Source organism: Teichococcus deserti (genome assembly GCF_001982615.1).
Lineage (GTDB): Bacteria > Pseudomonadota > Alphaproteobacteria > Acetobacterales > Acetobacteraceae > Pseudoroseomonas > Pseudoroseomonas deserti.
Map to the genome: position 1 here is coordinate 1 of NZ_MLCO01000090.1, position 25,553 is coordinate 25,553.

General features: G+C 65.6%; 24 protein-coding genes. 12 read left to right on the forward strand and 12 right to left on the reverse strand.

Annotation, left to right across the window (positions count from 1 at the left end; translation table 11 throughout):
* Positions 1 to 413 precede the first annotated feature (413 nt).
* From BKE38_RS11105 to BKE38_RS11120, 4 genes are all read right to left on the reverse strand, one after another.
* Positions 414 to 1,940 (reverse strand): GMC family oxidoreductase, encoded by a 1,527-nt coding sequence (locus tag BKE38_RS11105; RefSeq protein WP_076957386.1) that lies wholly within the window; start codon positions 1,938 to 1,940, stop codon positions 414 to 416.
* The gene (locus BKE38_RS11110; protein WP_076957451.1) at positions 1,937 to 3,304 is read right to left on the reverse strand and encodes an alpha/beta fold hydrolase; all 1,368 of its coding nucleotides are present in this window, start codon (positions 3,302 to 3,304) and stop codon (positions 1,937 to 1,939) included. Before BKE38_RS11110 ends, BKE38_RS11105 begins: the two co-directional genes overlap by 4 nt.
* 47 nt (positions 3,305 to 3,351) lie before the next feature.
* Positions 3,352 to 5,103: a glycoside hydrolase family 15 protein gene (locus tag BKE38_RS11115; protein ID WP_083747483.1), complete on the reverse strand. Its 1,752-nt coding sequence runs from the start codon at positions 5,101 to 5,103 to the stop codon at positions 3,352 to 3,354.
* 448 nt (positions 5,104 to 5,551) lie between these two features.
* Positions 5,552 to 7,381 carry an AI-2E family transporter gene (locus BKE38_RS11120; RefSeq protein ID WP_076957388.1) on the reverse strand — a complete coding sequence of 610 codons (1,830 nt, stop codon included), beginning with the start codon at positions 7,379 to 7,381 and terminating at the stop codon, positions 5,552 to 5,554.
* A 166-nt stretch (positions 7,382 to 7,547) separates the two neighbouring features.
* Here BKE38_RS11120 and BKE38_RS11125 point away from each other — a divergent pair, with 166 nt between their 5' ends.
* Both BKE38_RS11125 and BKE38_RS11130 read left to right on the forward strand, forming a co-directional pair.
* Positions 7,548 to 10,493 (forward strand): response regulator, encoded by a 2,946-nt coding sequence (locus BKE38_RS11125; RefSeq protein ID WP_076957389.1) that lies wholly within the window; start codon positions 7,548 to 7,550, stop codon positions 10,491 to 10,493.
* Entirely contained in the window at positions 10,490 to 10,870 is a 381-nt protein-coding gene (locus tag BKE38_RS11130) for a response regulator (protein ID WP_076957390.1), read from the forward strand. Before BKE38_RS11125 ends, BKE38_RS11130 begins: the two co-directional genes overlap by 4 nt.
* A 93-nt stretch (positions 10,871 to 10,963) precedes the next feature.
* On the opposite strand, the gene BKE38_RS11135 is transcribed toward BKE38_RS11130, so the two are convergent.
* Positions 10,964 to 12,724 (reverse strand): SLC13 family permease, encoded by a 1,761-nt coding sequence (locus tag BKE38_RS11135; protein ID WP_076957391.1) that lies wholly within the window; start codon positions 12,722 to 12,724, stop codon positions 10,964 to 10,966.
* Between the two features lie 138 nt (positions 12,725 to 12,862).
* On the opposite strand from BKE38_RS11135, the gene BKE38_RS11140 reads away from it, so the two are divergent.
* Positions 12,863 to 13,486 (forward strand): hypothetical protein, encoded by a 624-nt coding sequence (locus BKE38_RS11140; RefSeq protein ID WP_131829564.1) that lies wholly within the window; start codon positions 12,863 to 12,865, stop codon positions 13,484 to 13,486.
* Here BKE38_RS11140 and BKE38_RS11145 read toward each other — a convergent pair.
* Entirely contained in the window at positions 13,470 to 13,892 is a 423-nt protein-coding gene (locus tag BKE38_RS11145) for a CBS domain-containing protein (protein ID WP_076957393.1), read from the reverse strand. The two genes, BKE38_RS11140 and BKE38_RS11145, sit on opposite strands and share 17 nt — an antisense overlap.
* Before the next feature lie 252 nt (positions 13,893 to 14,144).
* Here BKE38_RS11145 and BKE38_RS11150 point away from each other — a divergent pair, with 252 nt between their 5' ends.
* Positions 14,145 to 15,077, forward strand: coding sequence for a glycosyltransferase family protein (locus BKE38_RS11150; protein ID WP_207553545.1), 933 nt, complete (start codon positions 14,145 to 14,147; stop codon positions 15,075 to 15,077).
* Between the two features lie 110 nt (positions 15,078 to 15,187).
* Entirely contained in the window at positions 15,188 to 15,586 is a 399-nt protein-coding gene (locus tag BKE38_RS11155; protein ID WP_207553546.1) for a response regulator, read from the forward strand.
* 697 nt (positions 15,587 to 16,283) lie between these two features.
* Here BKE38_RS11155 and BKE38_RS11160 read toward each other — a convergent pair.
* A complete protein-coding gene (locus BKE38_RS11160) occupies positions 16,284 to 16,826 on the reverse strand; it encodes a response regulator (protein ID WP_207553547.1) in 543 nt (180 codons plus the stop codon).
* A 140-nt stretch (positions 16,827 to 16,966) separates the two neighbouring features.
* On the opposite strand from BKE38_RS11160, the gene BKE38_RS11165 reads away from it, so the two are divergent.
* Together BKE38_RS11165 and BKE38_RS31445 are read left to right on the forward strand one after the other, a co-directional pair.
* Positions 16,967 to 17,323 carry a response regulator gene (locus BKE38_RS11165; RefSeq protein ID WP_076957396.1) on the forward strand — a complete coding sequence of 119 codons (357 nt, stop codon included), beginning with the start codon at positions 16,967 to 16,969 and terminating at the stop codon, positions 17,321 to 17,323.
* 219 nt (positions 17,324 to 17,542) lie between these two features.
* Positions 17,543 to 17,812: a hypothetical protein gene (locus BKE38_RS31445; protein WP_131829566.1), complete on the forward strand. Its 270-nt coding sequence runs from the start codon at positions 17,543 to 17,545 to the stop codon at positions 17,810 to 17,812.
* A 326-nt stretch (positions 17,813 to 18,138) separates the two neighbouring features.
* Here the strand turns inward: BKE38_RS31445 and BKE38_RS11170 are convergent, their stop codons facing one another.
* Positions 18,139 to 18,306, reverse strand: coding sequence for a transposase (locus BKE38_RS11170; protein WP_165694164.1), 168 nt, complete (start codon positions 18,304 to 18,306; stop codon positions 18,139 to 18,141).
* Positions 18,307 to 18,444: 138 nt separating this feature from the next.
* Here BKE38_RS11170 and BKE38_RS33215 point away from each other — a divergent pair, with 138 nt between their 5' ends.
* Entirely contained in the window at positions 18,445 to 19,854 is a 1,410-nt protein-coding gene (locus tag BKE38_RS33215) for a DUF305 domain-containing protein (protein ID WP_076957397.1), read from the forward strand.
* A gap of 204 nt (positions 19,855 to 20,058) precedes the next feature.
* Here the strand turns inward: BKE38_RS33215 and BKE38_RS11180 are convergent, their stop codons facing one another.
* A complete protein-coding gene (locus BKE38_RS11180; RefSeq protein WP_207553548.1) occupies positions 20,059 to 20,292 on the reverse strand; it encodes a BrnA antitoxin family protein in 234 nt (77 codons plus the stop codon).
* Complete coding sequence (locus tag BKE38_RS11185; RefSeq protein WP_076957399.1) at positions 20,282 to 20,560, reverse strand: BrnT family toxin; 279 nt, start codon at positions 20,558 to 20,560, stop codon at positions 20,282 to 20,284. Before BKE38_RS11185 ends, BKE38_RS11180 begins: the two co-directional genes overlap by 11 nt.
* A 243-nt stretch (positions 20,561 to 20,803) precedes the next feature.
* Here BKE38_RS11185 and BKE38_RS11190 point away from each other — a divergent pair, with 243 nt between their 5' ends.
* Together BKE38_RS11190 and BKE38_RS11195 are read left to right on the forward strand one after the other, a co-directional pair.
* Positions 20,804 to 21,178: a thiol-disulfide oxidoreductase DCC family protein gene (locus tag BKE38_RS11190; protein WP_076957400.1), complete on the forward strand. Its 375-nt coding sequence runs from the start codon at positions 20,804 to 20,806 to the stop codon at positions 21,176 to 21,178.
* Positions 21,175 to 21,669, forward strand: a complete 495-nt coding sequence (locus BKE38_RS11195) for a DUF427 domain-containing protein (RefSeq protein WP_076957401.1) — start codon at positions 21,175 to 21,177, stop codon at positions 21,667 to 21,669. The genes BKE38_RS11190 and BKE38_RS11195 overlap by 4 nt, the downstream gene beginning before the upstream one ends.
* A gap of 54 nt (positions 21,670 to 21,723) precedes the next feature.
* Here the strand turns inward: BKE38_RS11195 and BKE38_RS11200 are convergent, their stop codons facing one another.
* Positions 21,724 to 22,317: a helix-turn-helix domain-containing protein gene (locus BKE38_RS11200; protein WP_076957402.1), complete on the reverse strand. Its 594-nt coding sequence runs from the start codon at positions 22,315 to 22,317 to the stop codon at positions 21,724 to 21,726.
* Positions 22,318 to 22,657: 340 nt separating this feature from the next.
* Between BKE38_RS11200 and BKE38_RS11205 the strand changes: the two genes are divergently transcribed.
* Both BKE38_RS11205 and BKE38_RS11210 read left to right on the forward strand, forming a co-directional pair.
* A complete protein-coding gene (locus BKE38_RS11205) occupies positions 22,658 to 23,308 on the forward strand; it encodes a ParA family protein (RefSeq protein WP_076957403.1) in 651 nt (216 codons plus the stop codon).
* The gene (locus tag BKE38_RS11210) at positions 23,308 to 23,574 is read left to right on the forward strand and encodes a ribbon-helix-helix domain-containing protein (protein WP_076957404.1); all 267 of its coding nucleotides are present in this window, start codon (positions 23,308 to 23,310) and stop codon (positions 23,572 to 23,574) included. The genes BKE38_RS11205 and BKE38_RS11210 overlap by 1 nt, the downstream gene beginning before the upstream one ends.
* 999 nt (positions 23,575 to 24,573) lie before the next feature.
* Here the strand turns inward: BKE38_RS11210 and BKE38_RS11215 are convergent.
* Positions 24,574 to 25,353, reverse strand: a complete 780-nt coding sequence (locus BKE38_RS11215) for a LexA family protein (protein WP_076957405.1) — start codon at positions 25,351 to 25,353, stop codon at positions 24,574 to 24,576.
* Positions 25,354 to 25,553 lie beyond the last annotated feature (200 nt).

Sequence of the window (25,553 nt, forward strand, 5' to 3'; positions counted from 1 at the left end):
TCTGTCGGAGTCCTCGCGGGCCTGCTGGCGTGACTGCGTCGGGAGGGTCAGATGTGGATGGGGGCCGGGGCCTAGGGGGGCCGCTGGCGGCGGCTCCGGGGGTGGGGGGGCCAGGGGCCTGCCACTGGCGTCGCAGCCCTGGATGGTCAGCAGGCCGCTGTTCCGGCGGGGATCAGCCGGCCGGCGGCCTGGTCGGCCATGACACTGGCCACGGCCGCCTTCTGAGCCTCGAGCCCGAGGCCGCTGCGGCCCTACTGATCGGTGGAGACGCGATAGGAGGCGACGAAGAGCGACACGGAGGAAGCCACCCTCGCGCCCGCCCTGAGGCGGGGACGGGGCATTCTAAGCCTGTTTCAACCGCAAACGGTCGTTGCCGCCATTGTCACGTGATCAATCAGACTTAGCTCCAGTGCTTAGCGGTCGGATGCAAGAAAGCGGTCTGCCGCGCGAAGCGACAGCGCCATGATCGTCAAGGCCGGATTGGCAGCCAGCGCGCTGGGAAAGATTGAATTGTCGCAGATGCGCAGATTAGGAATGTCGAAGCTTCGGTTATCGGCGTCGACCACGGCGTCGTCGCCATTCAAGCCCATGCGGCAGGTGCCGATGGTATGCGCCGAGCGTTGCAGCGCGAAAATATCCTGCGCGCCGGCCGCGGCCCAGATTTCGGTCATCACCTGCCGGGCATGCTGGTCGATCGCCTGCTCGTTGGCATGATAGGCAAAGTCGATGCGCGCTTTGCGATGGCCGAAGGCATCGGTCTCCTCTGCCAGTGTTAGGCAGTTGTCGGGATGCGGCAGGCACTCGCCATTGATGCCAATCCCCGCCATGCGGTTGTAGTGGCGCAGCGTCGACTGAAGCTGCGCGCCCCACATGCCGGCGCCCCGCGCTAGGCCGGTGGCCAGGTTGACCGGCAGCATGCCCAAGCTCTGCATCAGGTAGCCGCCAACATAGTCGGCAGCCTTGGGACGCATCATCTCCTCGCTGATTAGCGAGGAAGGATAGCCACGGTTCATCCGCATCTTGGCGTCAAAGCGGCCCCAGACCTGGGTGGCGACATGCGCCATGAAGTTCCGCCCGACGTGGCCGCTGGAATTGGCGATGCCGAGATTCAGCAGTAGCCGCGGCGTCTCGATGCCCCCGGCGCAGAGAAACACGCTTGCGCAACGCTGGCGCTGCTCCCGCCCGTCCTGCCGGTAGACCGCTGCGGTGATCCGTCTCTGTCCGTTGAACTCGAAGGCGACCACCCGGCAGCCGGCCCGGATGCTGGCGCCATGAGCCGCCGCCAGCGGCAGGAAGGTGGTGTCCATGCTGGTCTTCGAGCCGTTGCGGCAGCCCTGGTGGCAGGTGCCGCAATTGACGCAGGCCTGGCGCTGCCCCCAATGCGGCTGCTGGTGATCGCGCGAGACCAGCGCCGCCGGCGCATCGGCCACCGCAATGCCGAGCGCGGCACAGCCACGCGCCATGACCTCCGCCGGCGCGTTGCGGGGAACCGGCGGATAGGCGAAACGGCGGCCCGGATCCCAGGGATAGTGCGCGGGGCCGGAGACGCCGATGAGGCGCTCGACCTCCTCAACATAGGGCAGCAGCTCGGCATGCGGGATCGGCCAGTCCTGGCCCTCGCCGGTCAGTCGCCGCAGTTGCAGGTCGCGCACGTCGGGACGCGGGCAGAAGGCGCCCCAGTGCAGCGTCGAGCCGCCGAGGCCCATCCCGGAATTGTTGGCGCCGAAGGCGGTGGGGTTGTCGCCGCCGCTGAGCCGCTCCTCCATCCAGTAGAGATCGGCGGCGACCTCGTCGGCGACATGCTCCTCGGGGCGGAAGGCGCGCCCGGCCTCCAGCACTACCACCGAGAGCCCGGCCGCGGCCAGCCGGGCCGCCAGCGGCGCGCCGCCGGCGCCGCTGCCGATGACGACGACGTCCGCGATATCCTGCGCGCCGATCATGCCCCGGTCTCCGCCATCACCTGCCAGGCTTCCGGCTGGTCCGCCCCGGTGAGGGCATAGCCCTGCTTGCGCCGGCCATCACCGCCAACGGCGAAGCCGTCATAGCCGATCATCGCCATGGTCGCCGGCAGCGACACCCAGAGGCGCGCCATCGTCGCGCGCACATCCTCGAACCACAGCCGCATCTGCGCCGGCGACAGCGGATCGGCACCCTCGGCGGCGCCGGCCTCGCCCGCCGCGATCCGCTGCAGCCAGGCCGCCTGGGCGTGGCGGTCGAGCCCGGCGAAGCCGCCGGCCAGCGCGTCCAGCGTGGCGATGCCGCGCCGCCAGGCCTCGCCATCGGGCGGCAACTCGGCGAAGCGCCAGCCATCGCCGGCGCCCTCGCCGATCTCTCGCTCGAAGCGGCGCAGCAGGTCAGCGTCACCGGCGCAATTGGGCAGCACCTGCGCGAGCAGGGCGGCGACCACCGCGCGCTGCGGCGGCGTCCATGCCGCTGCGCTGTCCTGCCCCACCGCGGGAACCGGCCGACTGCGCGCCAGCATCGCCGCCCGGGTGCGGCGGCTGACCCGGTCGGAACCCAGCAGCGCCGCGAAGCCGGCGGGCAGCATCGCGGCGGCCGCTGCCGCGGCGAAGGACGCGATCAGCGCCGCCAGCGGCCCGGGCTGCTCATAGGGGATCATATGCGCGGCCCCCTCCACCACCCGGACCTCGCCCTGCGGGTAATGCGGCAGGTTCAGCCGGCGCTGTGCGGCCTTGCCCAGGTCGCCATCCTCGGCGCCGGCCAGGATCAGCGCCGGCATGGCGATGCGGCCGACCGCATCGCGCCAGTCCTCGCGGCTGCCGCGCTCCAGCCAGCCCAGCCAGGCCTCGCGGCTCGACCGGCGGACATCGCCGATCGCCCGGTCGCGCAGCATCGGCGGCAGGGGCCGGGCCGTGTTGGCATCGACGAAGGCGGCCGCCTCGGCCGGGGTCGGCGCGCCGCGGGCGAACCAGCCGATCATCTCCGCCCGCCGCGCCTCCTCCATCGGTTCCGGCGCCGGCGGCGAGGCGGCGACCAGGACGACGCCGAGAATCCCGGCGAGCCCCGCCTCGCCCGCCGCGGCGCGCGACGCCACGATCGTCGCGATCTTGCCGCCCATGCTGTGTCCGACCAGCAGGCAGGCGGTCAGCCGGCGGCGCCGGATCTCGTCGGCCAGCCCGTCCGCCAGGATCGCGACATCCGCATGGCCGGCCTCCTTCCGGTCGCCGAAGCCCGGCAGGTCGAGCGTGATGCAGCTCCATTCCGGCAGCGCCGCGCACACCAGAGACCACTCGCCGGCGCTGGCGCCGAGCGAATGCAGGAAGACCAAGGTGGGCTGCGCCATGGGGTCTCGCGGGGGCTGGTTGGGGGAAGGCGGCGACAGGCGGTCCATCAGCAGGGGTCCTGCTGCGTCAGCACATGCAGCGCCATGACATGGGCCAGATGCGACAGGCCCTGCGGCAGATTGCCCAGGAAGGCGCCGCTGGCGGGGTCGGCCATCTCGGTCATGATGCCGACGCCGCGGTCGAGCGCCGCGGTGAGCGCCGCCAGCGCGGCCTCGGCGCGGTCGCGCTGGCCGAGCAGGGCGCGCGCCTCGATCATCCAGAAGCTGCAGGCAAGGAAGCAGCCTTCCTCCCGCGCCACGCCGCTGTAGCGGTGATGATAGGGGCCGGCGCCAAGCTCGGCATCGATGGCATCCAGCGTCTTCTCCAGCCGGTCGTGGCCGTCGAAGCCGAAGCGCACGGCCAACGCCAGCGAGGCATCGAGCGCCTCACTGCCGGCGTAGAAAGTGAAGGCCTGCTTCCGCTCCGACCAGCAATGCGCCTCGATCCAGGCGGCGATGCGGTCGCGCTCGCGCGACCAGCGGTCGCGGCAGGTGGTGGGCAGCTGGCCCTGGTCGGCCAGCTCCACCGCCCGGGCCAGCGCCTGCCAGCAGCTGATCTTCGACATGGTGTAGTGCTGTGGCGTCTCCAGCTCCCAGATGCCGGCATCCTTCTTCCGCCAGGCATCCGCGCATTGATCGGCCAGATGCGACAGCAGCTCGGCGCTGGAGGGATCGAGGATGTTGCCGCAGGCCACGAAGCGCGATGCCGTCTCGAAGATGTCGCCGTAGATGCCGTGCTGGTGCTGCGTGGTGGCCAGGTTGCCGACATGCACCGGCCCGGAGCGCCGGTAGCCGGGCACGTCGATCACCGTCAGATCGGGCGCCAGCGCGCCGCCCAGCGTGTAGCAGACGCGGGCGTCATGCTCCCGCAGGCGCTTCAGCAGCCAGGTGAAGGCGGCCTTAGCTTCGGCCCGCGCACCGGCCGTCAGGAAGGCCTTGATGGTATAGCCGGCGTCGCGCACCCAGGCGTAGCGGTAGTCGTAGTTCTTCCTGCCGCCGATGCCCTCCGGCAGCGAGGTGGTGGCCGCCGCGGCGATCGCGCCGGAGGGCGAGAACAGCAGCAGCTTCAGCGCCAGGATGCTGCGGATGAAGGCCTCGCGATGGGCGCCGTCATAGGCGACGCGGTCCGACCAGTCGCGCCATTCCTTGTCGGAGAGGTCGATGCGCTCGTCGATCGTGGCGACCGGATCGACGACCAGCGGCTCGCCCTCGCCGACGATCAGCGCCAGCACCTCACGCTGTCCCTGCGCAACGGTCAGCCGGCCGCAGACGCCGTCATCGGCCTGTTCACCGGCGAAGCCGTCGGAATGCAGCAGAAGGCCCAGCACCTTGCCGACATGGAAGACGGCGTGCTCGCCGATCTTCGAGCGATAGGGGCTGGCGCCGTTCGCCCGGCGGCCCGGCCGCATCTCAACCGCGAAGACCACCGTGCCATCGATCCCCTCAACGCGGCGCGCAAGCTCACCCCAAGGCAGCCGCCCGGCGGTGCCGCTGTTCAGCGATTCGGTCAGCCGCGCGCGTCCCTGCGCCGTGGTGAAAATGGTCTCCAGCACGTTGCTGCCGGGCCGGTAGCGCCGTTCTACCTCGAAGGGATCGACCGGCGTGAGGCAGAACCGCCCGCCTTCCTCCGGGTCCAGCAAGCGATCGAACAGTGGTGGCGAATCCAGATTTGGCACGCACCACCAGTCGATCGACCCATCAGCACCTGATAAGGCGACCGAGCGGCCGTCACCTAGCGCGCCATAATCCTCAAGCGCCAGATACCCGTCGACACGTCTGCCACTGGCGACGACACCAGCAGGCTGATGAAGCCGCTTTAGAAATCCGGCTGTGCTCACCTGCGATGCGCCAGCACAGCAGGACTACTGCGCATCGTTCGCGTTGCCGCAGCGGCAAGAGACAAAGCCAAATAAGGAGATCTAGGCGCTCTAAGATTTTGAGGCCATATGCGAGCTGCAACGGCTAGTTGCTTCCTATTCGGTTCCGCCGCAAATCGCATGTCAGATCATTTCTCCGACACGCACTGAACTTGCGGAATCGCAACGCCCGTGTGTGTCGGGCTATAAACCGGCACAACATAGGTTGGTTTCTCTATTTCATTGCGCTCCGACGTAATGTGGTACGAATCGAAATTTTTCATTCCAGCCGGGCCACTTAGTGAACCCTAACGGACGTTCGATGGTTAAACTGGCACCCCTTCACCGGATGCTAGGACAACGCAGCGGATCTGTTCTCTCTGGCTTGCACCAATGCCTCGGTACGGCACAGCGCTACCAGTTCCCGCAGCGAGGTAACGATCGTTTCCCCCGTGCCATCTCTCCGCAGTTCTGCCAGCATCGTACTGTCGGTACCGGCATGCCACAGGCCGATCACCACGCGCGCCTTAGGCAACTGCCGTTGCAGCCGACGCGCCAGGTAGCGGATGCCGTCTGCAGTATTGCCTTCTTCTAACACTGACAAGCAGCAGAGCCCCGCGTTGGCGGCTATTGCCTCTTCCGGTAGGGCGCCCTCAGCCAAACTGGCAACTCCGAAGCCCTCTTCTCGCATCGCCTGTGACGCCATGCCAGCTGCCAAGTCGTCCAGGCTGCCGCGCCCCGCTGCGCAGACAATGCGTGGCGGTGTGTTGGGCGCTGCAGGCTCCAGCGCCAGCAGCAATCCCTGAATCTGCCCACGCACATCCTCCAGCTGGGAAGGTTCCAATACCTCGCGTGCCCAGTCCTGATCTGCCAGCGACAGGGCGGTGAGGGCCACCGTGTCATGGTAACCGGCCAAGGTGCTGCCGCGTCGCAGCGCCTGCTGCGCCTGCTGAAGCAGCCCGCGGGCGTCGCGTTGCAGGCTTCGCTGGTAGAAGCTCTCATGCGGCAGCAGGGATGGCCGGTCCCCTAACATCACCTCCAGGAAGGAAAGCTTCGGAACATGCCGTCCCAGTACCACCAGCACCACCGTAAGCGGCGTGGCCAATAGCAAGCCGATCGGTCCCCACATGAACGTCCAGAAGGTGGCGGCAATAATCACCGCCACAGGGGAGAGCCCCGTGCTATGACCGTAAACGGCAGGTTCCAGTACCTGCACCATCAGCGGCTCGGCAACCAGGAATAGCGCGAGCACCCAGATGGCCATGGACCAGCCTGGGTCCACTGCCACAGCCAGCAGCAATGTTGGGATCAGTGCGACGAAGGTGCCGATAAACGGCACAAAACGCATCAGCCCAGCTAGAATGCCCCAGAGCGCCGGGCTGGGGAGCCCGATCCACCATAAGGCCAGCCCGATCACCAGTCCCATCGCAGAATTTAGCGCCACCTGCGCGAGAAACAGGCGGGACAGGCGCCGCGCAGCGTCATTCAGCGCCACAGTCGTGCGGTGCAGATCACGCGAGCCGGCGAGACGGATGACGCGATCGCGTAGGTCCTCCCGGTAGATCAGGATGAAGATCGCGAAGAGCACGACGACCGCGGCAGTGGCCAGCGGCGCCAGGACGGGCCCGGCGACGCTTTGGATCACCTCCAGCGGCGTGGTGCCGCCGCCGACCGGCGCTGCCGTGGTCTCGCGCAGCGGCAGCGACGGGGCAGAATAGGCCGCGGTGCGCCCCGACATGCCGTCACCCACCATCTGCCGGAGGTTCTGCAGGGCGGCTTCGGCATCCCGCATCAGCTCGGCAACATGCAGCGACTGCAGCTTGGTCGTCAGGGTGCGCTGGTAGGCGGCGAGATCCACCACCAGCGTGCCAGCCTGCCGCGCCATCACCATGCCAAGGCCGAGGATCGCCCCTGCCGCCGTCAGCACCGCCAGCACCACGGCCAGGACCTGCGGCACTCGGAGGCGGCTCAGTGCCACGACGATCGGCGCCAGGACGAAGGCCAGCAGCACCGCGAGCACCAGCGGGACGATGAGGTCGCGTCCGAGGGCCAGGGCAGCAATGGCCAGGGCCCCCGCCAGCAGACCGAAGATAGCGTTGAGCACGCCGAGCGCCGAAGGGCCAGCGTGCTCAATCTCCCGGGCGACGCCTTGCAGGCGGTCGGTGGCCTTTTCGCCGCGCAAGGCGATATCCTCCAAAAGCCCGGGTAACGCCGCAGGAAGCGGAAAGTTAGCCGGTTCAACAACCCTTCGTGACATCGCGACGTTACCGGGCGTCAGCCCTGGAGTGACGCCCCTGCTTCTCCCTTCATCAACCGCGGATGCCCCGGCATCGCGTCGCGTCCGTCTGATGGACAGGCTGCCGCTGCATGCCCGTCCGGTGTTCATCACCGCGCTCCTTCTGGGGTTCCTGGCCCTTGGCGCCGGGGTCGCGGGCTGGCGGGTGGTGGACCGAGGGCGTGAGGTCATGGCGACCGGCAATGCCCATATGCTGGACGCAGAAGCCCTGCTTTCAGCTGCCAAGGACCTGGAAACCTCCCAGCGCGGCTTCGTGCTGTCAGGGGATGAAAGCTACCTGCAGCCACGGACGGCGGCCCAGGCGGTGATCGCCACGGTATTGCCCCGGCTCGAGCGGGATGGCCTCCCCTCCGGCCGTCTGCGGTCCGTGATGGAAGCCAAGGCCGCCTGGACGGAAGCCTCCATCGCCCAGCGACGAAGCCAGGGGATGGAAGCATCCCTGCGGGGCATCGCCAGCGGCGAGGGCAAGGCGCTCATGGACGCCATGCGCGCCGAGGTGGCGGCGGTGCAGCGGGATACCCGCGCCATCATGGCCACGCGGGCAGCGCAGGATGCCCAGACCACGCTCTGGCTGACGGTGCTTGGCCTCGCAGCGCTGCTGATGGCGATGGCGCTTCTCGCCGGCTATGCCGTGGCGCGGCGACACGCGGAGCAGCGGGCCACGGCGCTGCTCGACGGCGTCATGGACCATGCGCCGGTGGGGCTTGGCTTCCTCGACCGGCAGTCGCGGGTCCGCTATGCCAACAAGGCCTTCTCCGCCATCGGCGAGGGCCTGCTGGCGGGCGATGGCCGCTGGTCCGAGGAGGTCCGGCAGCAGGCGGCGCCGGCCATCGACAAGCTGCTGCGCACGGAGCGTGCCGTGACCGATGTGGCGGTGTCCTCCTCCGCCACGGAAGGACGCTCTCCGCGGCAGCTGCGGATCAGCTTCTTTCCGCTGCCGCGCGAGGGGGATGGGATCGGCATCGCGGTTGTCGACGTCACCGCCCAGCACCGGATCGAGGCGCGGCTGCGGCGCAGCGAGGCGCGGCTGCGCACCATCGTCGACTCCATCCCGCAGCTCGCCTGGATGACCGACCCGCAGGGCGAGATCCAGTGGTACAACCGCCGCTGGTACGACTACACCGGCGGCACGGCTGAGAGCATGATGGGCTCCGGCTGGCGGCAGGTGCACCATCCAGACCATGTCGAGGCGGTGGCCGCCCGCTTCCGCGCCGCGATCGAGGCCGGCGAGGCGTGGGAGGACACCTTCCCCCTGCGCGGCGCCGATGGCCGCTACCGCTGGTTCCTTTCGCGCGCCCAGCCGCTGCGCGAGCCGGCGGATGCCGAGTTCCCGGAGGGCCGGCTGATCGGCTGGTTCGGCTCCAACACCGACATCACCGAGATGCGGGAGGCCGAGGAGGCGCTGGCCAGCGCCAAGGCGGCGGCCGAGGACGCCAACATGGCGAAGAGCCAGTTCATCGCCAATATGAGCCACGAGCTGCGCACGCCGCTCTCCGCCGTAATCGGCTATTCCGAGATGCTGGAGGAGGAGGCGGACGAGCTGGAGGGCGCCGAGAGCTTCCGCGAGGATCTGGCCAAGATCAACAGCAACGCCCGTCACCTGCTGTCGCTGATCAACGACGTGCTGGACTTGTCAAAGATCGAGGCCGGCAAGATGGAGGTGCAGCCGGAGGATTTCGACACCGCCGCGGTGGTGCAGGAGGTTGCGGCGACGGTGGAGGCACTGATCGGCAAGAAGAACAACCAGCTGGCGCTGGTGCTCGAGCCCGGCCTGCCGCCGATGCATTCCGATCCCGTCAAGCTGCGGCAATGCCTGTTCAACCTGATCGGCAACGCCGCCAAGTTCACCGAGAACGGGCGCATCACCCTGACCGTCGCACCGGAGGCGGGGCGGCCGGGCTGGATCGGCTTCCGGGTGGCGGATACCGGGATCGGCATGACCCCGGAGCAGCTGGCGCGGCTGTTCGAGCGGTTCAGCCAGGCCGACGCCACCACAACTCGCCGTTTCGGCGGCACCGGGCTGGGGCTGGCCATCACCAAGGCCTTCGTCGCCATGCTGGGCGGGCGGATCGAGGTGGAGAGCGAGGCGGGCCAGGGCACCGCCTTCACCATCCGGCTGCCCGCCGACCTGCGCGAGGCGCGCGCCGAGCAGGACGATCCCGCCGTGCTGGCCGGCGAAGCCGCGCTGGACCAGCCCGTTGCCCCGGCCGAGCGGCAGGCGGGGCTCGTGCTGGTGATCGACGACGATGCCGCGACCCGCGAGCTGCTGACCCGCTTCCTGGAGCGCGAGGGCTTCACCGTGCGCACCGCCCCCGAAGGGCGCACCGGGCTGCGCATGGCGCAGGATCTGCAGCCGGACGCCATCCTGCTCGATGTCATGATGCCACGCATGGATGGCTGGGGCGTGCTGTCGGCGCTGAAGGCGGAGGAGGCGCTGGCCGACATCCCGGTGGTGATGGTGACGGTGGTGCAGGAACGCGGCCTGGCCTTCTCGCTCGGCGCGGCCGACTACCTGAACAAGCCGGTGGAGTGGAGCCGGCTGAAGCGCGTGCTCGACCGCTACCGGTCGCGGCCGGCGCCTGGCACCGCGCTGGTGATGGAGCAGGATCCCGGCCAGCGCGCCGAGCTCCGCGCCCTGCTGGAAGCCGAGGGCTGGACGGTGGAGGATGCCACTGACGGCCGCGCCGCCCTGGCCCGCATGTCGCTGGCGCCGGCGCCGGACATGCTGCTGGTCGAGGTGCAGGGCGGCGATGGCGGCGACGGCTTCTCGCTGATCCGCGACCTGCGCGCCCGGCCGGAATGGTCGGCGCTGCCGATCATCGCGCTGACCGACGGCGCGGTGGAGGAGGCCGAGATGCACCAGCTTCGCCGCGACGTGCGCCATGTCATGCCGGCTGAGGACGGCATCCCCGACGAACTGGTCACGGAGCTGCGCCGCATCGCCGGCGCCCGCTCCGCCAGACCCACAGACGCTGCACAGGAAAGGCCCGCGCCATGACCAAGATCCTGCTGGTCGAGGATCACGAGGAACTCTGGGACTTCCTGTCCCGCCGCCTGAAGCGACGCGGCTTCGACGTCGTGCTGGCGCATGACGGGCAGCAGGGCGTCGACATGGCGCAGACGGAGAGGCCTGACGTCATCCTGCTCGACATGAACCTGCCAGTGATGGATGGCTGGACCGCAGCGCGCACGCTGCGCGGCATCCCGGACACCGCGCGCATCCCGATCATCGCGCTGACCGCGCATGCCATGTCGGGAGATCGGAGCAAGGTGATCGAGGCGGGGTGCGACGACTACCATCCGAAGCCGGTGGATTTCTCCCGCCTGCTTGGCCAGATCGACGCCGCCCTGCTGCGGCAGGAAGAGCAGGGCTGACACCACAGGCCGGCGGGCCCAGGAGCCGGGCGGGGCGGGGCGGGGGCCAGGATGCGGGGCTTCGGCCCCGGAGCGCCCCCTTCCCGCCGCCGTTCAGCGCCCCGCCAGCGGCCAGACCAGGGCGATCAGCGGCACGCCCACCAGCAGCACGATCAGCGTCAGCGGCGCGCCGAGCCGGGCATAATCGCCGAAGCGATAGCCGCCCGGCCCCATCACCAGCGTGTTGCACTGGTGGCCGATCGGGGTGAGGAAGTCGCAGGCGGCGCCCACCGCCACGGCCATCAGGAAGGCATCCGGGCTCAACCCCATGCGGGTGGCCAGGCTGGCGGCGATGGGGCCCATCATCAGCACCGTCGCGGCGTTGTTGAGGAAGGGCGTCACCGCCATGGCGATCACCATCATCAGCCCCAGCGAGACCAGCGGCGACAGGTGCCGCACCACCGTCTCCAGCCCGGCGGCGATGAGGTCCGTGCCGCCCGTGGTCTGCACCGCCTCGCTGACCGGGATCAGCGCGCCCAGCAGCACCAGCACCGGCCATTCCACTGCGTCGTAGGCCTCGTGCTTGCTCAGCGTGCGCAGCATCAGCAGCAGCACCGCGGCGCCGAAGAAAGCGACTGCCACGGGGACCACATGCAGTGCCACCAGCAGCATAGCGCCCAGCAGCACCAGCAGCGGCACCCAGGACCGGCGGCTGCGTCCCAGGGTGATTGGGCGTTCGGTCAGCGGCAGGACCCGCAGCTCGCCCAGCGCGTCGCTGATGGCGGCGGCGCTGCCGCGCAGGATCAGCACGTCGCCCGCCCGCAGGCGCAGCGTGCTGAGCCGCTGCGCAATGCGGTGGCCGCTGCGGCTGACCGCCAGCAGGTCCAGCTTGTGCCGCTCGCCGATGCGGGCCTGCGCCACGGTGCGGCCGACCAGCGGGCTGTCGGCGGCCAGCACGGCTTCCACGACGCCGCTGTCCCTGCCCTCCTGGCCGCCCGGCAGCAGCAGGCCGCTGCGGGCCACCAGCCGCTCGAGCTCCTCCGGATCGCCTTCCAGCAGCAACGTATCCCCTTCCCGGATCAGCCATTGCGGCGTGGGCAGGAAGCGGCGGAAGCGTTCGCGGATCACGGTGGCAACACTGACCCGCCCCTCGCCCAGAGCTTCCAGCGCCGCGACCGTCTGCCCGATGACAGGAGAGGCTGCGGGCACGGAGGCCTCGATGGTGTAGTTCTCGATCCCCCCGCCTGCGGCATCGGCCGGCGCACGGCGGTTGCGCGGCAGCAGCCGCCAGCCGAAGGACAGGAACAGGATTCCTGCCAGCGCCACGCCGAGCCCCACGGGGGTATAGTCGAACATCCCGAAGGGCTGGCCGGTCACCTCCGCCCGCACCCGTGCCACGATGATGTTGGGTGAGGTGCCGGTCAGCGTGATCAGCCCGCCGATCAGCGAGGCAAAGGCCATCGGCATCAGCAGCGCCGAGGCGGAGGTTCCGGTCCTGCGGGTCACCTGCAGGGCCACCGGCATGAAGATGGCCAGCGCACCGATGTTCTTGGTGAAGATTGAGGCGACCAGCACTGCGCCGGCCAGCACCGGCACCTGCACCGCCGTGGTCCGCAGGTAGGGGAGCACCGGGCGCATGAGGGTCTCCACGGCGCCGGAGCGTGCCACGGCGGCGCTGACGAGCAGGGCGGCGGCGACAATGATCACCACGTCATCGGCAAAGCCGTCAAAGGCCTTGCTGACAGGAATGATGCCAACCAGCACGCCTGCCAGCAGCGCCATGAGCGCCACGAGGTCATAGGCAATGCGCCCCCACAGGAAGAGGCCAACGGTGATCCCCAGGATGCCGAAGGCCAGGCCCTGGTCGAGCGTCATGCAGGCCCCCACGAATGGCGACAGGCGGCGAGGGCACGGGACATGCGGGGGATCCTTGGTCGCGTAGGGCGCGACGGGAAACCGTTGGCGGAGCCAGGGGTTGCTGTCGCTTCCGGCGACGAGAAAGGCCTGCATGCCATGACCACCCTCCCGCGGCGCCTGCTGCGCCTGCTGACGGCTGGCGGTCAGCCTGACTCGGCGGCCGCATTGCTAGAGCGTCAAGCGCGGGAAGAGCCGAGTGTCCCGCCGGAGCCGTCTGCGGCGGAAGGCGCTGCGCGTCGTCGGGTCCTGGCGCAGCCGCCGAAGCAGGTCCTGCAGGACCAGATGGCCGCCAAGCTGCTACATGCCTGGCTGCAGAACCGGCACCAGACGCTGTTTCCGCTGTCGCTGAACCTGCGCAACCTCCCACCGGCGCAGAGACATCTTCTCATCCACAGCCTGGTTGCGAGTGCCCGCATGACCGGTATCGCCGCCACGGCGCTGCCGCCGCTGCTGCCAGCCATCGGCGGGCAGAACGAGGCCGAGACTCTTCAGGCGGCTCTGGGCCACCCCTGCCCTCTGGCCGATCTGCTGGAAGCGCTGCGCGAACAGGAGCTGGGAGCCTATGCCTATACCCTGGCATTGCTCGTCGGCAGCGCCGGGCGTGGCGGATTGGTCGAGGCGTGGCTGAACTACCTGGCCTTCTTCTTCGCTCTGCCAGCCGAAGTGCTGGCCGACCTGCGCCGGCGCGGGGGGTGGCGGCGTATCACGCCGTCTCGGTAGCGCTGCGCAGCGCGTGCTGCAGCGCGTCGCTGTTAACCAGTAGACGACGCGACACGTCAGACAGAGTGACCCACCCCACCACCTGCCCGGTGGTGTCGCATACCGCCAGCCGGCGGATGTTCTGAGCGGCCATCATGTCCATCGCGGTGCGCAAATCGTCGCCCGGTCGGCAGAACAGGGCAGGTGCGGTCATCACCTCCCTGACCCTAAGAGTGACTGGGCTCCGGCCGGCGGCAACCACGCGATACAGCAGATCCCGATCCGTGATCACACCCTGGATGTTGCCCGCGACACCGACTGGCAGGCCACCAACATCTAGGTCGCCCATCATCTCAGCCGCCTCCTGCGTGGTGGCGTCAGGAGCGATGAACTCGACCTCCGTGGTCATGATGTCGGCGATTTCCATCAAGCCTTGTCCCGTGTGAGGTCTGTGCAGCAGAAAAACAGCAGCGACCGCGAGGTTTCTCGAATGCCATTTGGCTGACCTTGCCATATGGCCGGTTATGCGTCGCCCGGTCCGGGCGGCAGCTTGCCATAGTGGCTCTTATGCGTCTGGATAGGCGCGCAGCTACCGCGGAAGACCGGCCACTACAGCCTGCCGCCTTGCTGCCAAAGCTTGCGTGGCTCATCTTCTGCCGGCCACTGCACTGACAAGATGATGACCACAAAGCCGCCTATCGCCGTCATGTCATTCAACCGGCCGGATTATCTGCGGCAGGTTCTCGTCTCCCTCGCCGCGCAGGACGATGGTAGCCACGGGCCTATTCATCTATTCCAAGACGGCGCCGTCAGCGCCGTATCAGGGAAAAGAGCTGCGGATCCTGATGATATAGAGCAGTGTGTGGCAATCTTTTCAGCCATCTTCCCAAACGGCATCGTCCATCAGAGTGACTCGAATATTGGCGTAGCTCAGAATTTTCTGAACGCCGAGCGGCTGTTCTTCGAAGAAATGCAGGCTGAGGCTGCATACTTCTTTGAAGATGACATGATCCTGTCGCCCTACTATCTGCGTCTTCTGGATTTCTTTTATGAGATGTATCGAGGTCCTAAAAAGGTTGGCTACTTTGCTGCTTACGGGCACCTGAAGGCGACCTCTGCCGATCAGATCAAGCGCCGCACAGAGCTGCGGCGCCTGGCGCACCATTGGGGCTTCGGCCTGTTCCGCCATCATTGGCTGGAGATGCAGCCGTTGATGCAGGTCTTCTACGACGTGACTCTGGGGCGCGACTACAAGAGCCGCGATCATGATCTCATCCGCGCCCACTATCGGGGCAACGGCATCATGGTCGGCGTCACGTCGCAGGACGATGTGAAGAAGGCAGTGTCCTACGCCTTGAAGCGGCCTTCGCTGAACACGTTTGCAACCTACGGCCGCTACATCGGCGCGACTGGCCTTCACATGACACCGGAAGCCTTCGAGCGGCACGGCTACAAGCTGACCGAATGGCTCGACGGGGTGGATTTCGGGTTCAAGCATCCCACCGACGCCCAGATCGAGAAGATGGTCGCTGACGAGGTGGCCGGCCGTCGAGCGAACATCGAGAAGCAAGCTGCCGAAGCCGCAGCCAAGGCTGCCCCCAAGCCGGCTTGAAAATTTTCATTCCGAACCGAGAATATACTTGAGGCGCGGTTAACCTCTTGCTTACATGTATCACGGGATCGGCATGACCGGTTCCTGATTATTGTAGTCGGGAGGTCGCCGTGGGCATGATCCATGCTGCGCTGTTCCGCCGCCGAATCCTGGTGGTTGAGGACAGCTTTTTCCTCGCGAGCTATGCTGCCGATATTTTGGAAGAGGCAGGGGCGCAGGTTGTTGGGCCGGTGCCTTCCATTGGCCAAGCGCTTGAGCTTGCCGCATCGATGCCTCTCGATGCGGCAGTCTACAATTGCTTCCTGCGCTCTATCCGCGCGGACAGGCTCGCCGAAACTCTGGATCGCCATGGCGTGCCATCTGTCGTGCTGAGCCTGATTGGCAAGGACAACAGTGATCCGCTGCTGCGAGATCATGACGTGATTCAGTGGCCGTTCAATCCTCAGCACCTGCTGGAGACCCTATCGGCCGCCATCGTTCGTCATCGGCAAACGTCTTCAACGCACTAATATTTTGTCTTGTTTCTCATCATGGCCCGAGCCATATCGCACATTTTTGTTACGTATGGTTATCGCTATTTTTTGTGCCGCAAGATTCTTTGTGGGCTGAAATGTTCCACAAAGAGGAACAAGCCATGCTGGATGCAGTCGAGAACAGCTTGCGGGACATGTTCGACAAAGCCTCTGCTCGCGCCTTAAACGTTCCGGTCCATCTTGCTCATCTTGTCGGTGAGGCAGCTGCTGAAGAATGGCATGCGAGCTGCCTCCCTAAGGCTGCCGCAGACCGAGCTTTATGGCTTCGCGGCGCAGAGGCAGTGATGCCTCTCATCCCTTCGAGACCTTTGAACCGAGCGCAGCATAGCCAGGCCAGCTTTCGGGCCATTGAGGGCGCCCGAAACATCGTTAGGATCATGGCAAAGCAAGCGCGCGATAGCGACGACAGATCCGCTGAGCATGTTGATCTCAGCCGGGTGTCGCCGCAGTTGAACCCTCTACCTAGTAGCCCTGCTGCGCCTCACGGCATCCATCAGCGCACACCAGAGCGCTGCTCGCATCGATGAAAGCGCCGGCTGCCGCAGCCATGCCGCCTCGAGGCCATAGTCCGCCAGCTGATACTGGCGGCCCCTGGCAGGCTGCCGCCGCATTGAGGGCGGCGCATTGCACTATAGCCTCTCCACATTATGGCTCGAGGATAGCTGGGCCTTGTTCATGGTGAGGAAGCAACCGGCTTCTGTTTCAGCTGCATCGGCATCTCTTCTTCAGGCAGCATCTCCTTCAGCACACTGTGTACGAGCTGCGCGCTGAAGGGCTTGTTGATGAACCTGGCCTGATCAGGCAGGTCACCGGCCTTGGGCTTCATGTTGCCGGAGGCAACAACGATGCGGATGTGAGACCAGCTTTGTGCGACCTTGAGCGCAAGCTGAAAGCCATTCATCGAGCCAGCGGCCATCTGCACATCGGTGAAGAGGACATGGATCTGGCCCTCCCGCTCGGCGATCAGCGCTAGGGCGGCATCGGCGTCCCGGGCCTGCAGCGCCTTGAAGCCGGCGTCTTCGAGGATCTGCGCGGCATCGAGCCGAATGATCATGTCGTCTTCAGCAACGACGGCGTGCAGCTTGTCCATCATGGATCTCCTTCGCCGCTGAAACGGGAAGAGAAGGGCCATGGTTTGCCGCTGGTGAGAACCAATCTCAAAAAGTGTGGTGAGCAGCGTCACGCCGGCGAGTTGCGCGCGATAAACCTCGTTCATCGGACGCCACTCCGAAAATCTTTGGCATTCTCAATATGGATTGCCTCCGTACTCATTGTTCGGCGCGTTATGAGGTTCGACCCCTCTGTCTTCGCACCTTTGCGATGACGAGACGCTCTTTCATCGCGGATGCCACGCCTATGCTGACTGGCTGCAGAATTCTGGTGGCGGAAACGGACTACGTCGCAGCGACAGAGATGGCTACCTCGTTGCAGGAAGCAGGGGCCACCATCCTTGGACCAGTGCCCACCGAAGACATGGCTATCGACATCCTGCTGCCTGGCGACGTCGACCTGGTAATCTTCAATGCTCTGCTTCGCGAGCGGCGTGTCGCCCTGCTGCCTGCGTGCCTTGCTCGGCAGGAGGTGGTCTCGATGATGGTCAATGACCTTGAGCTGCGGAGCGATGATCCTCTCTGCCAGGGCCGCAAACAGCTGCTGCATCCCTTGCACTACCCACACTTCAAGCAGGTCGTCGCGGAGCTTCTGGCCCGTTAAGCGCCACCCCTGCAGGCATCCGGCGGCACCCACTTCTACACGATAACTCCTGAATATCGGTGCCGGCCCCGGATGAGGCGGACATGCCCTTTTCCAGGCAGCAAAAAAATCTGCGATTCTTTGCAACCCGACGAAAATCGCATGGTTTGAGCTCGACAATAATCTCACGGTGCTGCGGGTGGCAGTTGAGTGAGAGGCTAACCCTGTCGAGCGATCTCCATGGCTTTGAAGCTCTGCCCTCCCTCCCCTGTGCCCTCCTCGCCACAGGAAATTCTTGCCCATATCCGAGAATGGGACAGTGCCGTTCAACGGGCGATGAAGGGATATGCGGCTGCCAAGCTGGCCTTGGACAAGGCCCGCGAGCCCCATGCCGCCACTCTGCGCTTCAAGAAAAAAGCGGAGGAGCTTCATCAGGCTTTGGCTAACCGGCACCATTATCAAACGATTGCCGATCAGATGAGGAAGCCGCCGTTCATGCTGCGAGCTTAACTTCTCACGCCTAGCTGTACGCGGATAATGCCCGTTTATCGAGGCGTGACGTGCAGGGTCATCACATGGTCTAGCGCGTCTATCGTCGGGTGCAGCTTGGGGCCCTTATTCCGCTTAGCTCCGGATAGTCGCCGGTCGTCACTCTCAGGTTATTGAACGCGACGTGCGGCTGTCCAGGATCGTAGCGAGAGGCTAGGAGGTGCGGCCCGCTGCCGGACGCAGAACCGTCTGCAGACCCTCGGCTAATGTCTCGAAGTATCCTGCTGCCAACCGGTGCTGCGCCTGCTGGTAGAATCGCGGCCCCATAACGGCAGATCATTCTCTATTCAGCGCCATGGTGAGCCGGTCTTGATGACGTAGCGCAGGCCGTTGAATACCTTGCGCAGCGAGTGCTCCCACTGGACAACCTCCTCGGGCAGCAATGTCAGATAGGGCGCAACCAATGCCCATTCTTCATCGGAAATATCAGGCGGGTATGGTTTGCGGACACTCACGTCCTGCAGCCTGATCGTTACCTAACCGCAGGTCCATAACATCCTCTAGCTAAGATGTTACATATCCGCCTCTTAAGCGAAATCTCCCGCACAACGTAAACTTGTGTCGCTCTGATGCTTCATTGGGGAGGAACGCATATGCAGCGAACACTATTGGTCTTTATGCTCGCCTTGATACCGGGCGTCGCAGGTGCCCACGTTAAGTGGTTCGAAGCCTATGAGGTCGCCGCGGCTCCGGTCCCCATCAGCACGACTTTGTCTTTGCCGTATTTCTGGATCGGGCTCGGCTTGGTACTCAGTTTTTTCCTTGTCACGACCCTGCTGGAGAGACAGCCGCTAGGCCAAGTCGTGACGAAAGGACTGAACACGATTGCAGCCCCGCTGCGGCACCGCGCCGATGCCTTTCTGCTCGCCGTACTCTTCGCCTTCTTTGTCGCGCTCTTTGCCGTTGGCGGTACCTATCTCACGCCTGATCTAAAGACTGAGGCGGGTTGGGTACCTTGGGCCCAGTTGGTCATTGCACTGCTGGTTCCTGCACGTCGTACGCGGCCAGTGGCAGCCGCCGCCATTGTGCTGCTTTGGTTCGTCACGCTGCGCGATTACGACCTGTTCCATCTCTTCGACTATCTGGCACTGGGTCTCGGGCTCGCTGGCTATCTGCTGCTCTCAGGTTTTCCAGAGGGAGCTTGGCAAGAACGCCGCTTTGCAGTGCTCCGCTGGGGCATCGCACTAGCGCTCATGTGGTCGAGCCTTGAGAAATTTATGTACCCGCAGTGGTTCCTGCCCCTGCTGGAAGAGCGCCCCTACCTTGCCTTTGGCATTCCCTTCGGGCCCTACACGACGATGGCCGGCGTCGCTGAGTTCACCCTTGGCTTCGGGCTGCTTTGGACACCACTGGTCCGCCGTCTCTCCGCCCTCGCCCTGTTCGCGCTAATGTTCGCCGCCGTTTATCCTTTTGGCCGCGTGGACATGATCGGGCATGCCTCCATTCTGGCCGCGCTACTGGTGGTCATAGCGGATCCGGGCGGCAGCACGGCGCTGGAAGTGGCGCCGCGGACCCGCTGGGCCACCCCCCTCGTGCCGGTGGGACTGGCCGTGGCACTCGCTCTCTCCATGGGTTCGTACTTCACGCTGCACCAAGCGATCTATGCACCCGACCGTGCATCGCTGGCCATCCTGCGGGCCGGCACCGAGCGAATAGCGCAGGGCGGCGCGGCGCCTGGCGGCTTCTGGCGCGGCGCCGAGCATTACCACGGCTCTGGCCATGGCAGCGCCGCTCCTCAGGCTGCCTCCAGCGCAGCCATGCAGGACGCCATGGAGCAGATGCACGGTGCCATGAACCGTATCCGCGTCACTGGCGACCTGGATCGTGACTTCGTGGCCCTGATGGTACCCCACCATGAAGGGGCGCTAGCCATGGCGCGGCTCTATCTGGAAAGCGGCAAGGATCCGCAACTCCGCCAGTTGGCAGAGCAGATCGTCCATGGACAAGAGAGCGAAGTTGATACGATGCGAAGCTGGAACATGGGCGGATCTCAACAACGCTAAGTAGGATCTTCGGTATCGGAAGGGGAGCCGGTTCAGGCGGGATGCTTAAGAGCACTCCGCCTAACAGCGTTGGAAGGTGCTGCGAGCGAAACCTGCGCAGCACCTTCTCTGACTAAATTGAAAATGCCCGTTTATCAGTCTAGCCGTTGTCGGCCGCGTGGTTGCCACGATCGCAACCCCCTGCCCTGCTGCCACGGGCCTGGCTCAGCCAGCCTTACGCTTCGGCGCGGCCTTCCGCAGAGCCGCGTTCACCTTGCTCTGCCAGCCGGGTCCGGTTTCCCGGAATGCCTGCAGCACGTCCTGGTCGATGCGCAGGCTGACGAGTTGCTTGGTGACCGCCAGCTTTGGCCGGCCGCGCCGCACCACCTTATCGCCCTCGCGGATCTCTGCGCGCGCCATCCACTCGGCGGTTAGCTCCGGCGCATCATCAGGGTCCATCCAGGTAGATGCGCCAGCCACGGACTTCTTTGTCATGGGCATGCCTCATGGAAATGATGCGGCGGGCCACGCCGCGTGGTGTCCAGACGATGACGACCAGGCGCTCGCCCAACATGCCGGCGCTGATGAAGCGCGGCTCTCCATAGTCCTTGCGGTCATCTGGCAGGGTGGCATGCCGGCCTGCGAAGACCTCCTTGGCATCGGCGAAATCCAGACCCCGCTCGCGCAGGGTCATATCTCGCTTTTCGCGGTTGAAGGTGATCCTCATCAAAATTTATCGTAGCTACATTTAATGCCCTATGCAATCGCGCATAGGGCTGCCTGCGCGCATGACCTCCCGCTTATTGCTTCTCTTTATCGGTTTCAGACTCAAGAAGGCTGCTAAGCGCTATGATTAAGCAGGTCGGCGGCCGGAGCTCGTTTCCTTGTTCAGCGATGCCATGGCCCGTCAGCATCGGGTCGGCAGACGCCGTGGGGTGACAAAAGCCTTAACCGTCCCATCTGCCAGGACATGTCACAGCTTCAGGTCTGGTACGACGGGGCCTGCCCCCTATGCCAGCGTGAGATCGCGTTGATGCGGCGGCTCGACCGCCGCGCCGCGATCACCTTCATCGACGTTGCTTCGCCGGAGGCCACCTGCCCGCTGGACCGGGCTGACCTGTTGGCGCGCTTCCATGCCCGGGAGAACGGTCAGATGCTGTCAGGGGCCGCGGCCTTCGCGGCGATGTGGCGGGCTATTCCTGCGCTGCGGCCGCTCGGCCTAGCAGCCCGTAATCCTGGGGTGCTGTGGCTGCTGGAGCGGGTCTACCGGGCCTTCCTGCGCGGCCGCCCTGCCCTGCAACGCTGGGTCCGGCGGTATCTCCCTTCCCCCGGAGTATCGCGATGACCGTGGTGCCCGATCCGCCCCTCCCCGGCCAGGAGAGCGTCTGGTCCTTTCCACGCCCCGCCGTGGCCGAAGCCTGCACGCGGCGCATCCGCATCCAACATGCGGGCGTCATCATCGCAGACAGCCGGCGCAGCATCCGCACACTGGAAACCAGCCACCCGCCTAGTTACTACCTGCCGCCAGAGGACGTGGCGATGACGCGGTTACGCCCCTCCCCGCGCCGGTCCCTGTGCGAGTGGAAGGGCCAGGCGGTGTACTTCGACCTGGTACTGGGCGACACCGTGCTGCCGGATATTGCCTGGAGCTACCTTCGGCCGACCGCCGCCTTTCAGACCCTTGCAGGCTATCTGGCGTTCTATGCGGCGCCGCTGGACCTTTGCGAGGTCGACGGTGAACGGGTGATACCGCAGCCCGGCGGTTTTTACGGCGGCTGGATCACCTCGCATGTGGCGGGCCCCTTCAAAGGGGGGCCGGGTAGTCGAGGCTGGTAGCAAGCCCGGTTCACCACTGCGAGGGGCGCCGACGCTGCCACTGCCCTTCCCTGCCTATGCAGTCACCTCCAGCAGGCCCAGCCGCGCCGCTGCCGCGCGCAGCCAGGCTGGATCAGGCGGTTCAGTCGGCGCCGGCAGCGCCGCTCTCTGCCATTCTTCCTCCTGGATCTTATCTTCAGAAGCTGAGGCTGACCGGAAGCCGGTATCGCTCGGCGGCGCCCAGTGCGCCGGCGCCCGGAACAGGTAGGCGCTGGTCACCTGGCACCACCGGCGCCCCACCACCAGGCCTCGGCGGATCCGCAGCAGAATGCCGGCGGCCTCGAGGCGGTCGAGCGCCTCCTGCACCGTGGAGCGCGCCAAGGCGGCCGCCTCCGCGATCTGGGTAATGGCAGGGTCGCAGGCGCCGGCGCGCCCCCAGCCGCGGTAGAGCAGCGCCCAGAGCACGCGCAGGCCGGTCTGCCGCAGTTCGCCGCCGTGACGGCCGCTGCCCGGCTGCCGTGTCATACGCTCGCGCCGCCGCGCGGCGTCCATGAGCCGCACGCGGTCAGCATGGCCGAGCCGCTGCCGCTGCCAGCTCGCGACAGCGACCGAGCCCCGCCGCGCAGGCGCAAAGATTCGGATGGGCATGGCGATCTGCCAGCCCAGCACCAGGATTTTGGACGCAGATACCCCTCACCGCGCGCTTGCGGTTTTCCGAAGAGGGTCGTAGCCTGGGGTCACCACACGCCCGGGCTACGGTTCGGTTTTGAGGGGGTCGGTGTCTGGTAGCTCTGCTGCTGGCCCGGCCCTTTCTGTTTCTGGGCGAATCTCGGCCACGCGGAATACGCGGCGGCGTGATCATCACCACACAGCAGGCCTGTGACAATACCCTTGTTTTTCAGGGGCATGCCGACGCGTCGACATGTAGCCATGTTGGTGTGTAGACACGCTATTGACGCCTGAGGCAACATGTCTTCATGTATGAGTGTCGACATGTTGGAGTGAAGACATGCATGTGATGGCAATCATGAGCCAGAAGGGCGGCGCCGGAAAATCTACTTTGGCGGTCCACCTAGCAACCGAGGCAACGACGCGCGGCCTGAAGACGCTGCTGCTGGATCTCGACCCACAAGGCAACCTGACCAGCTGGGCCCAGCGCCGCGGCGACGCGGCGCCGGATGTCGAGGCTATCCACGCCTCGAACCTGGGCAAGACGCTGAAGGAAGCGCGGGCGGAGGGCTACGACCTCGCCCTGATTGACACGGCCCCGAATGCTGATCGCACTACCATGCTGGTGGCCCAAGCGGCCGACCTGGTGGTCAGCCCTTGCCAGCCGGCGCAGTTCGATCTCGACGCGCTGAACGCAACCGTTGACCTATGCTTGGGCTTGAAGCGCCCGGTTGTGGTGGTGATCAACGCCGCCCCGCCCAGAGAAAATTCGAGCGTCGTGGCTGATGCCGTGGCGGTGGTGCGGGAGACCGGGGCGGACGTCTCCAGCGCCGTTATCGCCTACCGCGTTGCCCTGCGACACTGCCTAGCCGAAGGCAAAACGGCAGCCGAGTACGAGCCTGGCGGCAAGGCCGCGCAGGAAATCAGCAGGCTTTATGACGACATGTTGGCGCGTCTACATGTCGACACGTCGACCAAGGGTGTCATGTAATGGCGCTTCGCACCCGCCCTAAGCTCAACTCTTTGCCCCGCCGGCCTGCCGGAGACGACCAGCCCGAGGCCGTAGCGAAGTCGGCCGTGCCTGCTTCACGGTTGGGCAAGAAGCAGGTCGCCTTTTTCGTGGACGGTGATACCAAGCGGCAGCTGGACCGTCTCGCTTTCGATGAGGAGAAGTCACTGCAGCAGGTGATGAATGAGGCGCTGAACCTGCTTTTCCAGTCTCGAGGGATGGCGCGAGTAGCTGATCAGCAGGACTGACTTCATGTCGACACGCCGACATGACGACATGTCGGCGTGTTAGATCTCTTCTCGCTCGCGTCGCAGGTCAGCAAAGTAAGCCGCCATATAGGCTGCCCTATGGTCGACGGCATCCCGCCAATCCTGTCCAGTGCAGGAAGCTGGCATAGTTGCGCTCCAGGTATAGGACACCGTGCCCTTAACGCGGCAGCGGCCCGGCGCAGCAGATAGCCAAGTAGACGCGCCCGTTTAGGGACAGCAATGCTGCTAGTTCGATGAGGCCCCGTCAGCGAAGGATCAGGTTTAGCCCAGTGGGCAGAGAGGCTTGTTTCACCGGGCTGCGCACTAACACTCATACATGTCGACATATAGACATGTCGGCATTTTAGCTCATGGTAAATTGGTTGCCAAACGGCGCCACGGCCGACAGTGGCACGCTGATGCCTCAGTGCCTCAGTGCCTCAGGGCCGCTTGGATCTGCTCTAGGCAGATCGACCATTCTTCGGGGATATCGAAGCGAGCGCGATTTTCCAGCAGGTCGCGCGGCAACCCCTGAAGATCGCTTGTCTGCGGAGCGCTACAGAGACGTCGGTTTGTCAGCTTCGTCTTCCATATAGCACCGCCTCCGTTATGCATCACGGGCCAGGTTTGCTTCTGTTAGCGCCGTTCGCCACGGCCGGGACGATCTGCCAGCAACATGGGCTCTGCGTCCACGACCTTCACCAAGTTGCCGCAAGCAGCCTCGTTCTCCTTGGCATCTTCATCGAAAGCATTAGCCGACACGTCGACACTGCCACACGTCGACCTACCAACATGTAGACATGTTATCATGTAGACATGTTGGGCGGCTTGGGGGGCAGCGGCGATGGAGGCGCGGGCTGCAGGTCATTGGCATTCTCGAGGATCAGCCTAGCTGGGGCGATCAAGTCTACGATCGAAGCCGCAGTATTCATCGCGATGTAGCCAGTCGCCTCGGCGTTCGGCATGTGCCAGAGTCTGAATGGATGATTTATCTCCGGTTCAATACTCAGGACGGTAGCTGCCAACCACCAGTGCGGTGATTGCCAGATCGGCTTCTCCGGAGGCGTGACTGTAGTCTTCCTCTCCGCAGTCGATGGTCTGATCGACATCTTCGGCATCGTCCATGGCGACGCTCGGCGCAGAAAGAATGATCGGGTCCTGAAAGGCCGGATGAGCGCTGCGCGGCCAAAGCAGATGCCGCCCACGCTCGTCGACCTGGTACTCCTTCAGGGTGGCTTCAAAGCCAGCAGCGCCCCGGCGCTGCACCACCACGCGTTCGCCCGGCCGGGGCAGCCGCCCCAGATCGGTGTAGCGGATCACCACCACCATGCTGCCGTTCGGGTAGACCTTGTCCATGGAATCGCCGCGCACCAGCAGGCCGTATTTCGGGATCCCAGGATAGCGGGGGTCTGCTGGCACGGTGATCGGGAACCACTCTTCTGACTGCCATTCCATGGCCTCACGCCAGACGCCGGCCTGCACATGGCTGCGAACCTGCACGGGCTCCATCGTCACGGGCCCAAGGCTGACCTCGGCCGGGGCAGGGGTGTCCGAGACGGCTGCTTCCAGGAAGTAGGCGGGCGGGACACCCAGCACGTCCGCCAGCCGCTTCAGGTTCTCGGGCTTGGGCGCGTGCTCCCGCGGCGGCTTCATGTGGCGGATGGTGTTCTCGCCCACGCCCGCCATCAGGCAGGCCTTCCGCTCGCTGAGCGGCCGGGTGGGCGTGCCCATGGCACGGAGGCGCTCATCGATCCGGGAAAGAAGCAGCTCGTATTTCATGATAGTTGTAAAAATCACCTTGCCGGTATTCCGCGCTACTCCTATCGTCGCAGAGAAGGCAAGTCCAGCAGGAGCGGAGCAGCTCCAAGGTTCGAGGCTGGCGTTCCTTCATCCTCCGTGCAGCAGCCTCTGGAGCTCTTCTAACCATGCCCCCTTCCTGTTGCGCCAGAGGTTTGTTCTCTATACGTTCGGTTGAGGCT